This is a genomic window from Rosistilla oblonga, assembly GCF_007751715.1.
In the GTDB taxonomy this organism is placed as follows: domain Bacteria; phylum Planctomycetota; class Planctomycetia; order Pirellulales; family Pirellulaceae; genus Rosistilla; species Rosistilla oblonga.
On the sequence record NZ_CP036292.1, the window covers coordinates 5,532,640 to 5,548,339 of the forward strand.

The window sequence follows — 15,700 nt, forward strand, 5'->3', positions numbered from 1 at the left end:
ATGATCGCTGAGGGGAAAGAGTTCCCCCCCGGCAGCAATTTTTTGCCAAGCCCAAGCATTCGCTTAGGCAGCATTCACGATTTGCTATCGCAGCGGCGGGCAGGATTGCCGCTTTGCTAAGCTTGCGGAGCGTGAGCCGGCTGAAGCAACTTGCCGCCGACAGCGACGTATTGCTTGGCCACTTCTTCGACCGTGTCGTGGATCTGTTGCTCGGTATGCTCCGACGTGATGAAGAATCGCAGCCGCGCCGCAGCTTCTTCGACCGCAGGATAGAGGATCGGTTGCACATTGATCCCCGCTTCGAACAACGCGTGCGACAGCTTGAGTGCCAACAGCGAATTGCCGGTGATCACGGGGACGACTGGCGTGCCACAGCTTTGACCGGTGTTCAATCCATGAGCCTGAGCCTCGCGGACGAACTGGTTGCTGCGTTCCTTCAGCCTTGCAACACGCTGCGGTTCGGCTTTCAGCACTCGCAGCGAAGCCAGCGCCGCCGCTGTCGATGCCGGTGGCAGACCGACGCTGTAGACAAAACCGGGAGCTGTGTACTGCAGGTATTCGACCAATTCAGCACAGCCGGCGATGTAGCCGCCGCAGCTGCCAAACGATTTGCTGAGCGTTCCCATCCAGATGTCGACCGATTTTGGATCGACACCAAAATGTTCAGCCATCCCGCGACCGGTCGCTCCCATCGTACCGATGCTGTGCGCTTCATCGACCATCAGCAGGCACTTATGTCGCTGTTTGATTTCGACAAACTTGGGCAGGTCGGGGAAGTCGCCGTCCATGCTGTAAACGCCCTCGATGACCACCAACACGCGGCGATATTGCCCGCGGACCTCGGTCAGTGCTCGATCGAGCGCTTCGAAATCGTTGTGCTCAAACGGACGCCGGCGGGCTCCCGACAGGAGCGCTCCCTGGATGATACTGTTGTGCGACAGAGCGTCGTGCAAAATCAGATCGCCCGGCCCGACCAGGTGTCCGATCGTCGTCTCGTTAGTGCTATGACCGCCGACAAAAACGACCGAAGCTTCGACGCCAACCCAGTCGGCAATTTCGCGTTCCAGTTCGCCGTGGATCGTCTTGTTTCCCGAAACCAGTCGGCTGGCGCTGACGCTGGTTCCGAACCGCTCCACCGCCTCAGTCGATGCCCGCGTGACCTCAGGATCGCCCGACATGCCCAGATAGTTGTAACTGGCGAAGCTGATCAGATCGCGGCCGTCGATTCGCGTCGTATCGCGAGTCAGCCCTTCGTGGACGGTGAAGTATGGGTTGGGCAACCCGGTGATCATCAACGTCTGCTCGGTCTGCTTCAACCGCTTGTATTCGGGGAACAGAGCAAACGTGTAGTCTTCGGGTTTGACCTCCCGCAACGGAAGATCGGCTTGTTCCGAAGCCGCCGCGAGGATGTCGATCGGATTGCAATCCAGGTGCTCGCGAATCGCAAGCGCCACCTCGGCAATCGTCTCCATTTCCTGGAGCGCTTCGTCGGGGAAACGCCCGCCAAAAATCTTCTCCAGCGAATGCGCAATCTCGAGCCGTTCGAGGCTATCGAGTCCCAGATCGATCGCGATGTTGGTATCCTCGGACAGCTCGCCCGCTCGCTCTCGCGCGATCGCTTTGACTTCGCGAATCACAACCGAGACGATCTCTGGCGAAACCTGTTCGCTAGCCAATCGTGGACGCTTCGGCTGAGCGTGGCTCGTGCTACCTTGCAGCGGTTCGTGCGATTCCCATCGCGACCAACTGCCGACGATCTTCAGTTCGTTCGCCCGGATCATGTCGAGACATGCGTGTCGCTGGATCTTGCCGCTACTGGTCTTGGGAACCGAACCGGCGCGGACCATATAGATCGCGTCCGGCGGCAACTCGTGTTCGGCCGTAACCGCTTTGCGAATGCGATCGATCTCGGCGTTCCAATCGTGGTTTCGGATCCGCACGGTTTCGGCAACGATCATCAACTGCTCGCGCCCCATGAAGTCCATCGCCATCGCCGCAACCGCACCGCTCTGCACGACATCCGATGCCTGCTCGCAGGTCAATTCGATATCTTGCGGGTAGCGATTGACGCCTCGCACGATGATCATGTCTTTCAGCCGGCCGGTGACATACAGTTGGCCTTCGTGCATGAAACCGAGATCGCCCGTTCGCAGGAAGGGCCCCTGCCCATCGGCGGTCGAGGCACCGAAGACGGCCCGCGTCTTAGCGTCGTCGTTCCAATAACCTTTGCCCACACTGGGGCTCTGCACCCAGACCTCGCCAATTTTCGCCGGTTCCAGAAGTTGGAAGGAATCGGGATCGACGATCTCGACGCGTTCCCCAGGGATCACTTCGCCACATCCGACCAACGCTCGCGCGTCGTCATCGTCGGCAGTGACCTGCTTGACTTGTAAGTTGTTCAATCCATCGGCGGAGAAATGGCTGACGACCGGCTGCCCCTTTGGACCACCGGTGACGATCAACGTCGTTTCGGCCATTCCATAACAGGGTAGAAACGCATCGCGGCGGAAGCCAGCGCTGGCAAACTTCTCTGCAAACGCATCGATCGTGGTCGGACGGACCGGTTCGGCACCGTTGAAGGCGACTTCCCAACCCGACAGATCCAAGGTGGCAATCTCTTCGGGCGTCACTTTTTCAACGCACAACTGATAGGCAAAGTTGGGGCCGCCCGAGATGGAGACCTTGTATTTGCTGATCATCTGCAACCAGCGAACTGGTTTTTGCAGGAACGCCATCGGGCTCATCAAGACGTTCGGGCGACCGTAGAACAGCGGCTTCAGCACGCCTCCGACCAAGCCCATGTCGTGATAGGTCGGCAGCCACGATGCACCCGATCCGGCGCGGGTTGGGGTGAAGGCGTGAACGATGTATTCGCAGTTGGCGATCAGATTGCCATGCGTCAGCATCACACCCTTGGGATCACCGGTCGACCCCGACGTGTATTGCAGCATCGCGATGTCGTTCGCCGCGATCGTCGGCATCTTCCAAGCATCGATGGCGGCATTGGAAGGGTCGTCGCTGGCAATCATCTCGATCGCCGAAAGGTCGGCGGCTTGATCTTTGTTGCTGTAGATCTGTTCGATCACCGAAGCGATCGATAGCGCAAACCCGGCTCCAGAATCTTTGGAGATCGAATGGATTCGCGTCGCCTTGCGGTTGCGACGCGGCGGATAGGCGGGAACCGCGGTCGCACCGGCTGCGTGGCAGGCGAAAAACCCGACGACAAACTCCAGCCCCGGAGGATACAGCAGCAGCACGCGGCCGCCCGTCGCACCTCGCTGTTGCAGGTGACCGGCCAGCGCGCGGACCCGCTCCCACAACTGGGCATAGGTCAACATCGCATCGTCATCTTCACCGTCGGTATAATAGAAGGCCGGCGCATCGGGTTGCTGCTCGGTCCAATAGCGAAGGATCTCGACAAAATTTGAACGGGGCGGATCGTAGGGGGCGAAAAAGCTTTCCAGATTCACAGTGCAGGATTCCGTTACGCTTTGATGTTCATTGGGAGCAGCCGCGTGCCGACCTCGAGGTCAACAAATTAACGTCTCAGACGCGTGGGGCTGTGCTGCGTAAAAAGGGGTCGTGTTTTGGGATAATGACAATTATGTCTCGCAATCCAAAACCACGGGAGGGCAGTGAATTCAATTCAACTCACGTGACAGCACGTTTGGGGGTATCAACGCACCGCAGTTGCCGTATAGGAGATTCGCTTGGTCGGGAAAACTCGACCGCTACGGACCATCTAAAGATACACCATTTATCGGCAGCGAGGAGCAGTTTCTGCGGGCTGCAGCCTGTTTACCCCCGCTGCAATGCGAAACCTAGGCCTGATAAATCGCCTCGACAGCCCACTTCATCGTCACGATAGCCGGCTTACTTTGCCTGTTTCAGCTTTTCGCGAATCTTCACCAACCGCTCAGCCAATTCCTGCTCAAATCCTCGCCCCGAGGGCTCATAAAATTCGCGGTCGATCCCCAAATAGTCCATCGCGGCAACACCATCAGCATGATTATGGGCGTACAAATAGCCCTCGCCATGCCCCAAATCTTTTGCTCCCTGGTAGTGCTTGTCCCGCAGCGCCACCGGGACGGGAACCAAGTCTCCCTGCCGGACCTCGGTTCGAGCGTTGCCGATCGCCGTGGTTGCCGAGTTACTCTTGGGAGCCAACGCGAGATAGATCACGGTTTGGCTGAGCGTTAGTTGACACTCGGGCAGCCCGATAAATTCGCAAGCCTGCATCGCAGCGACCGCCAGCGGCAGCGCCTGCGGATCGGCATTGCCGACGTCTTCGCTTGCCAAGATGACCAACCGACGACATAAAAAGCGAACGTCTTCGCCCCCTTCGAGCATCCGAGCCAACCAATACAGCGACGCATCGGGATCGCTGCCGCGGAGACTTTTGATCAGCGCGCTCGCCATATCGTAATGCTCGTCTCCGGTGCCATCGTACCGAATCGATTTCTGTTGCAGCGATTCGCTCGCCAACTTCAGATCGAATCGGACCGGCCGATCGGAACTGCTCAGCACCCCGATCTCCAAAGCCCCCAGCGCTTTCCGAGCGTCCCCTTCGACCATCGTGGCGATATATTGCAACGCCTCGTCGTCCGCCTCGATCGGAATATCCCCTAGGCCGCGCTGTGGCGTTCGGATCGCCCGCTGCAGCAGATCGACGATCTCCGCGTTGCTTAGCGGTTCGAACTGGAAGACTTGCGAACGGCTGATCAACGCCGCGTTGATCGCAAAATAGGGATTGCTGGTCGTCGCCCCAACAAGCGTCACAATCCCCGCTTCGACGTCGGGCAACAGCGCGTCCTGCTGCGATTTGTTGAAGCGATGGATCTCATCGATAAACAGAATCGGCCGCGGCGCACCTGCCGATACGTCGTCGCGAGCCTGCGCCAAGACCTCGCGGAGCTCTTTCACTCCCGACAGTACAGCGCTTAACGAATGGAAGCGACCACCGGTTTCGTGAGCCAACAGTTCGGCAAGCGTCGTCTTCCCCGTACCCGGCGGGCCAAAGAACAAGATCGAACCGAGCTGCCGCGCGTCGATCATCCGACGTAGCAACTTACCCTCTCCAAGCAACTGCTCCTGGCCGGCGAATTCGGTCAGCTGACGCGGACGCATCCGCGCCGCAAGCGGTTTGTTGGCTTCCAAATGGTCCGCTTCGGCTTCATCAAACAGCGACATCAGATCGTTTCATAGAGGGTTCGAGGAACGCGAACTCACCGCCGCCGGGGAACACGCTGGCCAGCAAGCAACTTGCACAGCAAACGCGCCGTGCCTGGGCGACGGATCGCACCCTCAAGTATCTCAGATGTCGGCGGGCAAAGTAACTGCACCCGACCGCGCAAATCGCGTTTACGTAGCGCCACATCCAAATCGATCCGACGCGCGGCCCGATGGGCACGCGGCTAAACGAAGCAACAGCTGCAGCCCACTCGTTTAACCGCGTGGGCAACGCCCCGCGCGTCTCGAGCACAAGTCAAACCAACCCGCCCGCCAGGCGTCACAGCGTCGCATCCACACAACAAACAACGCGCGGCCCGGTGGGCACGCGGCTAAACGAAGCAACAGCAGCAGCCCACCCGTTTAACCGCGCGGGCAACGCCTCGCGCGTCTCGAGCACAAATCAAACCAACCCGCCCGCCAGTCGTCGCAGCGTCGCATCCACACAACAAACAACGCGCGGCCCGATGGGCACGCGGTTATACGAAGCAACAGCTGCAGCACACTCGTTTAACCGCGTGGGCAACGCCCCGCGCGTCTCGAGCACGAGTCAAACCAAGCCGCAGGCCAGTCATCGCAGCGTCGCATCCACACAACAAACAACGCGCGGCCCGATGGGCACGCGGCTAAACGAAGCGCCAGCTGCAGCCCACTCGTTTAACCGCGTGGGCAACGCCCCGCGCGTCTCGAGCACGAGTCAAACCAAGCCGCAGGCCAGTCATCGCAGCGTCGCATCCACACAACAAACAACGCGCGGCCCGGTGGGCACGCGGTTAAACGACGATTGGAAATTAGAAGCTGAAGTTGGCTGCGTCTTCGGCGGGGGCGGCGTGGTAGCCGTGAGGTTCCATGCTGGCACCGGCGCGGCCTTGGCTCAGGCTGCGGATCGCCGACGAATAACCAAACAGTTCCTTCAGCGGTGCGTGAGCGATGATCGTTGTCATCATGCCTCGCGATTCGGTCTTGGCGATGATCGCCCGACGCTGTTGCAAGTCGCCGACGATGTCGCCCATGTAATCGTCCGGAGTGGTGATCTCCAGTCGCATCAACGGCTCCAACAATACCGGACCAGCCTGTTTCAGCCCCTGTTCAAAAGCATCGCTGGCAGCGATTCGGAACGCGACGTCGTCGCTCCCCTCCTCCGCAGCTTCGGCTCCCAAAACGCGAACTCGCAAACCGCTCAACGGGAAGCCGGCGATGTGCCCACCTCCTTCCAAACGGTTCTTCAGTTCGTCGATCACGATCGGGCGGAACTGATCGGGCAGCCCGCCGTCGGGCGGACAATTGTCCAACACGATCGCCGTCGCCGAGGGATCTTCCAGCGGTTCGATACTAACCTTCACCCGAGCAAACATCTGCGTAGCGCCGAGCTGACGATTGCAGACACCCACGACTTCGGCTTTGCCACCGATTGTCTCGCGGTAGTTGACGCGCGGCTTATAGAATTTGACCTTCAATCCAAAGTCGCGAGTCAGGCGGTGTTGAATGACTTCCAGATGCAGCTCGCCCATCCCGCTGATCAACGTCTGGCCGGTCTCTTCATTTTCCTTGGCGTCGAACGTTGGATCCTGACGTTTGAACATCTCCAACGTCTCGCTCAACTTCTTCTTTTCCGCCGTGTTCTCCGGCTCGATCGCCATCGAAATCACCGTGTCTGCAAATGTGATGCTCGGCAATTCGATGATCTCACGCGTGTCGCAGATCGTATCGCCGGTGATTGCAAACCGTGGCCCGATCACGCACACGATGTCCCCGGCGCCGACCGATTCGATCTGTCCGTCGCGTTCCTTTTTCGAAGCGTGCAACTGCCACAACTGGGCGATGTTCTCTTTCTTATCGCGGTTGGGAACGTAGCCGCGGGAGTTCTGTTTCAGCGAACCACTGTACAGGCGGATCCAGTAGTTATCGCCGGTCTTGGCAGGCAGGATTTTGAAGACCAGTCCGCACATCGGCTCGGAAACATCGGGCTTCCGCGAGATGATCACGTCCGGTTTCTTAGGATCGACGCCGGTGACCGGCGGACGATCCAAGGGACTTGGCAGGAAGTGCCCCACGGCATCCAAGACTGGCTGGACGCCGATCCCATGCAAAGCCGAACCGCACAACACCGGCTGGATCTCGCCACGGATACACGATTCCCGGATCGCCGCCCGGATCATGTCGGGCGTGATCTCCTGCTCGTTCATCGCCCGTTCCATCAGATCGTTGCTGAAGCCGTACAGCGTTTCGAGCATCTGTTCGCGATATACTTCCATATCGTCGACCATATCCTCGGGGACCTCTTGGACCTGAACCTGCTTCCCTTCGGATTGCGGATCGAACTGCAAGAACTTGCGTTCAACCAGATCGATGGTACCGCGAAACGGGTTGTTGGTATGAGCCGGTCCGATGCCGACGGGGATCTGAATCGCTACAGGCAGCGCATCCAAGCGCGGCCCGATGTCGTCGAGGACCGCGTAGAAATCGGCTCCCTCGCGATCGAGCTTGTTGATGAAGACGATCCGCGGCACGCCATATTTATTTGCTTGACGCCAAACGGTTTCGCTCTGAGCCTCCACTCCTTCGCGAGCGCTAAAAACAACCACCGCGCCGTCGAGCACCCGCAAGCAGCGTTCGACTTCGGCGGTGAAGTCGACGTGGCCGGGTGTATCCAGCAGGTTGATGTCGTAATTGCCCCACTTCAGCTTGACGCAAGCCGAATAGATCGTGATCCCACGCTCCTGCTCTTCGGCGTCGTCGTCGGTGTCGGTCGTCCCCGAATCGACGCGGCCCACGCGATGTTTCGTCCCACTGACATACAGCATCCGTTCGGTCACGGTCGTCTTGCCGGCATCGATGTGGGCGATGATGCCGATATTGCGAATTTGAGCAAGCTTGGACATGACGTGATCTGATCGGGGTTACTGGGGAGCGAGGAATGGTTCACACGAAAAAAGCCGCAGACCAACGAAGGCGTGCGGCTTTGTCGAATAGGTTTGCTGTAGCGAGACTACCAAGCAAAGTGAGCGAACGCCTTATTAGCGTCAGCCATACGGTGCGTGTTTTCACGCTTGGTGTAGGCGGTGCCTTCTTTGTTGTACGCTGCCAAGAATTCGTCGGCCAACTTCATGTGAGTCGGACGTCCCTTCTTGTCGCGAATCGCGCCCAAGATCCAACGGAACGCCAACGCTTGCTGACGCGAGCGGTTGACTTGCATTGGGACCTGATACGACGCACCACCAACCCGCTTGCTACGGACTTCGATGTGCGGCTTGACGTTTTCGATCGCCTGTTCGAAAACCTCGAAAGGCTCCAGGTCCGCCTTGCGTCGCTTGATCTCTTCGAGCGAGTTGTAGAACACGTTCAGAGCGACAGTCTTTTTGCCGTCATGCATCAGATTGTTGACGAACTTGCTGACAAGCACCGAGTTGAACCGGGGGTCAGGCTTTAACTGCGAACGGCTGGCGGTAATACGTCCCATGGAGGTCTCTAAACTGGATTCGGTGAACTGCGGTATAAAAATTAGGCACAAACGATTCGCTGCCCGAGCGAATCGCCGGGCAATCGCATCGTCTTCGCAAAACTAGCTCTTCTTCGCACCATAACGGCTGCGAGCTTGCTTTCGTCCGTCAACACCCAAAGTATCGCGTGCACCGCGAACAACTTGGTAGCGAACACCCGGAAGATCGCGTACACGACCGCCGCGAACCAGCACGATCGAGTGCTCTTGCAGGTTGTGGCCTTCGCCGGGGATGTAAACAGTGACTTCTTTGCCATTGCTCAAGCGAACACGGGTGATCTTACGAAGAGCCGAGTTTGGCTTCTTAGGCGTCATCGTACGCACTTGCAAGCAAACGCCCTGGCGTTGTGGACATTTTTCCAAAACGGGAGCCTTGCTGACTTTCTTCGCCAGCTTGCGACGCTTTCGTACTAATTGGTTGATCGTTGGCATTCGTTATATTTCCGCGAGCCGAGCGCAATAGCAATGAGTTAAATGGTGAATTTTGATCGCTTAGTATCCATCTTCGGGTCGGTTCGTCAAGGGCTTTCAGTGGCAAAAACATTGCCGAAGTCGACGAATCGAAATTTTTCGATCCCCCGCCCCCAAACGATCTCCGCCGCGCCAAACCGCAGAAAAGGAACTTTTCCGGTTAGCCCAGCCGATGCCCGCGCCGCGACCAGAAGCCTAAAAACGCTGCGAAGTCGCGTCCTAGTGGACTGCCGACGACGGCGATCTCGCAATTTCCGGCGAATAAACTAACGGTCCGATCGTGCGTGTTGCGCCACGCATTTCTGCAAATCGCCAGTCGCTGGCCGAAAGCAACGTTTTTCCGTTTTATCGAAGCCAGCATGTGCGTTAGGCTTAAACTATATCGTCGGTTGATCGCGATCCCCTTAATGATAAGGCGATGATCGCGAGATTAGAGGCTTTCGCGCTGATTTGCGACTGGCTGCGGTTTTGCCACAGGAGATTTTTGATGAATCGATGGACCATCCTATTAATGGTTGCCACGCTGGCGAACGCCTGCGACGCCGATGTCGTCTACCTTCGTGGCGGCGGCAGCCTCTCGGGATCCGTTAAATCGCTCGAAATGGGCAAGCAGAAGGTGATCGTCGTCGATACCGGCAACGGAATCCAAATCTCGCTGACGCAAGGCGAAGTCGCACGCGTCGACCGCGAGAACGATCTGATCGCACAATATCAGGCGCATCGTGCCACCGCCGGCGAAGACGCCGACGCCCACTGGGAACTCGCGCGATGGTGCAAAGCCAATTCATTGCTGCCGCAGTACGACCGGCAGGTTCGGCACGTGATCCGGCTGAACCCGCAGCACCCAACCGCTCGAGCCTCGCTCGGCTACACGTCGGTCAACGGCAAGTGGGTTCTGCACGACGAATTGCAACGCGCCCACGGTTTGGTCCGCCACCTGGGGAAATGGAAAGTTCCCGCCGACGTGGAGATGACGGAGGCTGAAGCCGAACTGGAGATCCAACAGAAACAGTGGATCCAAACGGTCAAGCGTCTCCGCGGTCGCGTGCTTAAAGGTGGCAAGGCGGCGGACGAATCGCTGGTCGAACTCACTGCGATCGAAGACCCGCTGGCCTCCGGTGCGATCGGCAAACTGTTGGTCCAACGCGAAGACCCCGATTCGCTGCGGATGCTGTGGGTCAAACTGCTCTCGAAATGGGAGACCGCCGAAGCTGCCGACGCCCTGATCATGGCCAGTCTGTTCGATCCCGAACCGATGATTCGCGAAGCCTGCTTGGATCGGCTGGAGCAATTCGCCAAGACGCGTGCGGTCAACACTTACATCGCGATGCTCCGCGACAACGACAACAAAAAGGTCCGCATCGCCGCCAATGCCTTGATGGCGATGAAAGATCCGCGATCGATCCTACCGCTGACCGACGCCTTAGTGACGACGCATAAGTCGAAAACCGGCGGCGGGCCGAGCATGAGTTCCAGCTTCGACCGCAATGGTGGCGGTGGAGGCGGTTTTTCGTTTGGCGGCGGGAAAGAGAAGATTATCGAACAGAAGGTTCGCAACCCGCCGGTGCTGTCGGCGCTGATGACGCTCGCCCCCGACGCCGATTACCAATACGACGCAGAGCGTTGGCGCCAGCACTTCTCGCGGCAGATGGCCGAGGTCTCCTACGACCTCCGCCGCGATCTCTGATTACCGATCCTGATCTCTGCACTCGGTAGCACCGCGACTAGGGAGTCTCTTGTTTCCAGTCGCGCCACAGCCAACGGAGCGATTCGGGCAGGATCGCGCCGCCATGTTTGCCGTTGTGTCCGCCGCTGCCGTATTCAAATTTGTAGTCATAGTTTTTGTAGGCCAGCGATTTCGCCAACTCCTGATTCGCCAACGGCCAGTTCCCGTGATCGTTATCGAGATCGCCCGAACCGTCTTGCAGGAAGACGCGAATCGGTTTGACGGGCGTCTTGCGAATCAACGCTTCACAGTTGTGACCGCCGCGAATGTTGACAAAGCTGCCGACGTGGCTCAGCACCTTGCCAAACGCATCGGGCCGCTCCCACGCCGCGGTGAAGGCGCAGATCCCGCCGGAGCTGATCCCGCCGATCGCTCGCAGTTTTGGGTTGTCGGTGATTTTGTATTGCTTGCCCACTTCCGGCAGGATCTCTTCCAACAGCAGCCGCGAATAATCGGCCGACAGCGTGTCGTATTCAAAGCTGCGATTCGAAGGAGTTGGTTTCCAACCACGCTTCTCGGGCAGCTCCTTCTTCGTCCCCGGATCGATCATCACAGCGATCGTGATCGGCATCGATCCGTCGTGAATCAAGTTGTCGAAAACCGTCGGCACTCGGAAATCGCCCTTCAATGATTCGTAGGCGTGACCGTCCTGAAAGACCATCAACGCCGCTGGCTGGCTGCCGTCGTATTGCGCTGGAACGTAAACGCTGTAGCGACGCTTCGTCCCTTCAAAAACCTTGCTCTTATCCCAGACGTGTTGAGTTACCTTGCCTTGGGGCACGCCCTCGCGAGGCTTCGAATCGGGGCCGTGCTTGTATTGCGAATCGTCGCCGCGGGCGGTCCCCACGATGCAAAGGCTGAACAACAGGAGAGCAAAGCTGCGGTACTTCATGATGGTGAAACCTGTAGAAGGGAGATCGGGAATGGGCCGACGCAAATCGGCCCCGCGAATCGAAACGTCCGCTGGGCGGATGGCAAATTATAGCTACTCCGATGCCAACATTTGCTCGACAAATGGGCGAACATCTTTGGCATAAGTGAACCCAGCGTCGTCCCCCGCGTCGACAAACCGCTTCGTCAGCGTCCCATCGGCAGCGTAGATAAAGACCGCCGGGATCGAATCGAGTTCCAGCGTTTCGTAGATATCGCTGTCAGCCGTCGTCGACAGGAAATTTGTCGTCGTCGCCTTCTGCGATTTCAAAAACGCAGCGACCGCGTCGCTATAGGTTTCCGGCGGCTTCGATTTGATCCCGATGTAATCGATGCAGACCGAGATGCAGCGAATCTTCTCGCCGTGTGCATCGTGCAGTTCGACCAAACCGTGGAACTCCTGCATGCAGGGCGCACAGGCGGTGCTCCAGATGTCGACCACGACCGGCTTGCCCGCCGCAGCGATCTCTTTCTCGATCGCCGGCCAATCGGCAAGCGTCAATTCGACGGCAGCTTCGCCAGCCGCAGCCGCTTCATCGCCGGCGGCCTGCGACGCCTGGTCCTGCGAAGTCGCCGCGGAATCGGTCCCATCCGACTTTCCCGCGATCTTCGAATCGCATCCCGACAGGATCAAGAGACTACAGCTAACAGCACACAACAGCATTCGCAAATTCATCGATCGATAGTTCCTGAAGGAGGGGCAAAACGGAAGGCGTGAACTCTGCAGGTGGCGTCCATCACCACCCGCTAGAGGTTCATCGATTGTCATCCTTTCCGCATCCGGCTGCAACAACGCAGAGCGGCAAGCCAACCGGCCTTACCATCCTCTCGAGGCTTGCCCGGCGGCTCAAGCCCCGCGACTGCAAACGAATAATCACCAGAATGATTCATTGACATGTCGCAACATTACGATATATATTAGTAGTAGCCACCGGGGAGATGAAATGACAGCAGCCAAAAAACAAACGAAGCCGCGCGGCAGCGTGCAAGATTTTTCTGCGGCAGCGGAATGCCTGAAGACCCTCGCCCATCCGGTTCGCCTGCGGATTGTGCAGATGTTATTGCATGGCCGTTATACCGTGGGCGAATTGGCCGCGGATTGCGAAATCCCCGACAACGTCGGTTCGGAACACCTGCGACTGCTGCAGCGGTGCGGCTTCCTAGACAGTCAACGCGAAGGACGCCGCGTCTACTACAGCGTCGCCGAACCGCACCTGTCACAATTGATGGCCTGTATCGAAGGGCGTTTCCTGAGCGAATAGCCAACGGAAGAAACGAGAATCGATACGCGTCTCTTATTTAGCTAAAAACATCGTCAACTTGCGACATCACGAACAATAGCCCAACTGTCCACCTCTCGGGAGATCTTGAAATGAAATCGATCGAAGTCACTCAACTGTCCGAACTGCAAAAGAACGGCGACGTCGAATTGATCGACGTCCGGATGCCCAGCGAATTCCGCAGCGTGCACGCGGCGGGAGCTCGCAACGTGCCACTGGATTCATTGGATCCAAGCTCCGTTTTCGCCGACCGCAACGGATCGAAAGACCAGCCGCTGTATGTGATCTGCCAAGGGGGCAATCGCTCGACGAAAGCCTGCCAGAAGTTCGTCGACGCCGGTTTCGAAAACATCGTCAATGTCGAAGGAGGGACCACGGCTTGGGACAAGGCGGGACTGCCCGTCGTCCGCGGCAAGCAGACGATGCCGTTGATGCAGCAGGTGCAACTGACCGCCGGTTCCCTGGTGCTTCTTGGGGCTGTGCTTGGCTACTTTGTGCATCCCTACTTCATCGGGCTTTCCGCCTTCGTCGGCGCAGGTTTGATGTTCGCCGGCGCGACAGGCACCTGTGGCATGGCGTCGATGCTCGGCAAGATGCCTTGGAATCAGTGCGCCGGTGGTGGTGGATCGTGTTCGGTATGATCACCGGCGCCCTGCGAGTGGCTTAAATGCAATACCGTTCAAGAAAGCGTAGTGGACGAGGCTACGAGTCCATTTGCATGCATCAGACCAAATCGCTGGGACTCGTAACCGCGTCCACTACATCCCGCCGCTAATTCTTGCGACGGTCCGAGGCTCCTTCGTTGAACGGTATTGGGTTTAAATGGACAGGCATCTGCTTTGGGCAGGTGCTTGAGGGCAGAGCATCGAATCGTTAAGGCTGTCGAAGCATTGGAGAAGTTGATGAAGATCGTGATCATTGGTGGTGTCGCCGGTGGCGCATCGGCTGCGGCCCGCGCCCGCCGACTGGATGAAAACGCAGAGATCGTCGTGCTGGAGCGCGGGGAGCATCCGTCGTTTGCAAACTGCGGCCTTCCCTATTACGTCGGCGGCAAGATTCAGTCGCGCGACAAACTGTTGGTCGCTCCGGTGAAGATGCTCCGCGATCGGCTGCGTCTGGACGTCCGCACTCGCAGCGAAGCGATCCGCATCGATCGCGAGGCGCACCAAGTTCAGGTTCGCAATCTCGACACCGGGCAGGAAACCAGCGAGTCGTACGACAAACTGATCATCGCCACGGGAGCTTCACCGTTCCGGCCGCCGATCCCAGGCGTCGATGGTTCGCGAGTCCTCGAATTGCGCGACTTGAAAGATGCCGATCGGATGCACGCGATGGCGACGTCGGGATCGAAGCGAGCGGTGATCCTCGGCGCGGGATTTATTGGCATCGAGATCGCAGAGAATTTGGTCCGTCGCGGGATCGCCGTCACGATCCTCGAACTGGCCGATCAAATCCTGCCTCCTTGGGATCGCGAGATGATCGGGCCGATCGACGCCCACATGCGGCAGCAAGGTGTCGACATCCGGCTGGGCCTTTCGGTGGAGAGCTTTGAAGAGACGCCAACCGGCCTGCGAGTGCAACTGACCTCGGGCGAAACCTTGGACGCCGACTTCGCCGCCGTTTGCATCGGCGTTCGTCCCGAGAGCAAACTGGCTGCCGAAGCGGGCATCGTCTGCGGAGCTCGCGGTGGAATCCAAACGTCAGCCCACATGCAGACCAACGATCCGGACATCTACGCCGTGGGAGACGTTGTCGAAGTCGAGTGCTTCGTTTCCAAGACGCCGGTGCAGATTCCGCTTGCCGGCCCGGCAAACCGGCAGGGTCGGATCGCTGCGGATCACATCTTCGGTCGTGATTCGAAGTACCGCGGAACGCAAGGGACAGCGATCGTCGGGGTCTTTGAAAAGACAGCGGCGATGACGGGACTGAGCGAAAAAGTTCTGCAGCGGATCGGGACGCCCTACGAAAAGGTCTACATTCACCCCGCCGATCACGCGGGCTATTATCCCGGTGCCGAAGGGATGACGTTAAAACTGATCTTCGATCCCAGCACGGGTAAGGTCTTAGGAGCTCAAGCCGTTGGCAGCAGCGGCGTCGACAAACGGATCGATATCGTCGCGATGGCGATTCAAGCCGGGATGACGGTCGACGATCTGGAAGAGGTCGAACTCTGTTACGCGCCGCAGTACGGACACGCCAAAGATCCGATCAACATGGCCGGCTTTGTCGCCGCCGGAGTCGTCCGTGGCGACCAACCGATCGTCCACGCCGACGCGTCGCTCGCCGAATCGCAGGCGAGTCACTTCCTGCTGGATGTTCGCAGCGAAGCCGAGTTTGCGTCGGGCCACATTCCGGCGGCGACCAATGTCCCGCTGGAATCGCTGCGCGAGCGAATCGCCGAACTGCCGCGCGAACGCCGGATCATCGCTTATTGCAAAGTTGGCCAACGAGGCTACTTGGCGACGCGGATCTTGATGCAACATGGATTCGACGTCGCCAACTTAAGCGGCGGGTATACTTCATGGTTGGCCGCGAATCCATCGCCAACGACCTGACCGTACACGC

At 58.5% G+C, this 15,700-nt stretch carries 11 protein-coding genes; 4 read left to right on the forward strand and 7 right to left on the reverse strand.

Going from position 1 to position 15,700, the window contains the following annotated elements:
* Positions 1-116 precede the first annotated feature (116 nt).
* From CA51_RS19580 to rpsL, 5 genes are all read right to left on the reverse strand, one after another.
* Positions 117-3,470, reverse strand: a complete 3,354-nt coding sequence (locus tag CA51_RS19580) for an aminotransferase class I/II-fold pyridoxal phosphate-dependent enzyme (protein WP_145122883.1) — start codon at positions 3,468-3,470, stop codon at positions 117-119.
* 403 nt (positions 3,471-3,873) lie between these two features.
* Positions 3,874-5,190 carry a replication-associated recombination protein A gene (locus tag CA51_RS19585; RefSeq protein ID WP_145122884.1) on the reverse strand — a complete coding sequence of 439 codons (1,317 nt, stop codon included), beginning with the start codon at positions 5,188-5,190 and terminating at the stop codon, positions 3,874-3,876.
* A gap of 830 nt (positions 5,191-6,020) precedes the next feature.
* Positions 6,021-8,111, reverse strand: a complete 2,091-nt coding sequence (gene fusA / locus CA51_RS19590) for an elongation factor G (RefSeq protein WP_145122885.1) — start codon at positions 8,109-8,111, stop codon at positions 6,021-6,023.
* A gap of 107 nt (positions 8,112-8,218) precedes the next feature.
* Positions 8,219-8,689 carry a 30S ribosomal protein S7 gene (rpsG, locus tag CA51_RS19595; protein ID WP_145122886.1) on the reverse strand — a complete coding sequence of 157 codons (471 nt, stop codon included), beginning with the start codon at positions 8,687-8,689 and terminating at the stop codon, positions 8,219-8,221.
* A 102-nt stretch (positions 8,690-8,791) separates the two neighbouring features.
* The gene (gene rpsL, locus CA51_RS19600) at positions 8,792-9,160 is read right to left on the reverse strand and encodes a 30S ribosomal protein S12 (protein ID WP_145122887.1); all 369 of its coding nucleotides are present in this window, start codon (positions 9,158-9,160) and stop codon (positions 8,792-8,794) included.
* A gap of 526 nt (positions 9,161-9,686) precedes the next feature.
* On the opposite strand from rpsL, the gene CA51_RS19605 reads away from it, so the two are divergent.
* The gene (locus CA51_RS19605; RefSeq protein ID WP_145122888.1) at positions 9,687-10,886 is read left to right on the forward strand and encodes a HEAT repeat domain-containing protein; all 1,200 of its coding nucleotides are present in this window, start codon (positions 9,687-9,689) and stop codon (positions 10,884-10,886) included.
* A 37-nt stretch (positions 10,887-10,923) separates the two neighbouring features.
* Here the strand turns inward: CA51_RS19605 and CA51_RS19610 are convergent, their stop codons facing one another.
* Together CA51_RS19610 and CA51_RS19615 are read right to left on the reverse strand one after the other, a co-directional pair.
* Positions 10,924-11,817 carry an alpha/beta hydrolase gene (locus CA51_RS19610; protein ID WP_145122889.1) on the reverse strand — a complete coding sequence of 298 codons (894 nt, stop codon included), beginning with the start codon at positions 11,815-11,817 and terminating at the stop codon, positions 10,924-10,926.
* A gap of 93 nt (positions 11,818-11,910) precedes the next feature.
* The gene (locus tag CA51_RS19615) at positions 11,911-12,531 is read right to left on the reverse strand and encodes a TlpA family protein disulfide reductase (protein ID WP_145122890.1); all 621 of its coding nucleotides are present in this window, start codon (positions 12,529-12,531) and stop codon (positions 11,911-11,913) included.
* A gap of 268 nt (positions 12,532-12,799) precedes the next feature.
* Here CA51_RS19615 and CA51_RS19620 point away from each other — a divergent pair, with 268 nt between their 5' ends.
* From CA51_RS19620 to CA51_RS19630, 3 genes are all read left to right on the forward strand, one after another.
* Positions 12,800-13,117, forward strand: a complete 318-nt coding sequence (locus CA51_RS19620; RefSeq protein ID WP_145122891.1) for an ArsR/SmtB family transcription factor — start codon at positions 12,800-12,802, stop codon at positions 13,115-13,117.
* A 110-nt stretch (positions 13,118-13,227) separates the two neighbouring features.
* Positions 13,228-13,776, forward strand: a complete 549-nt coding sequence (locus tag CA51_RS19625) for a rhodanese-like domain-containing protein (protein ID WP_145122892.1) — start codon at positions 13,228-13,230, stop codon at positions 13,774-13,776.
* Between the two features lie 261 nt (positions 13,777-14,037).
* Positions 14,038-15,690, forward strand: coding sequence for an FAD-dependent oxidoreductase (locus CA51_RS19630; RefSeq protein WP_145122893.1), 1,653 nt, complete (start codon positions 14,038-14,040; stop codon positions 15,688-15,690).
* Positions 15,691-15,700: the final 10 nt, after the last annotated feature.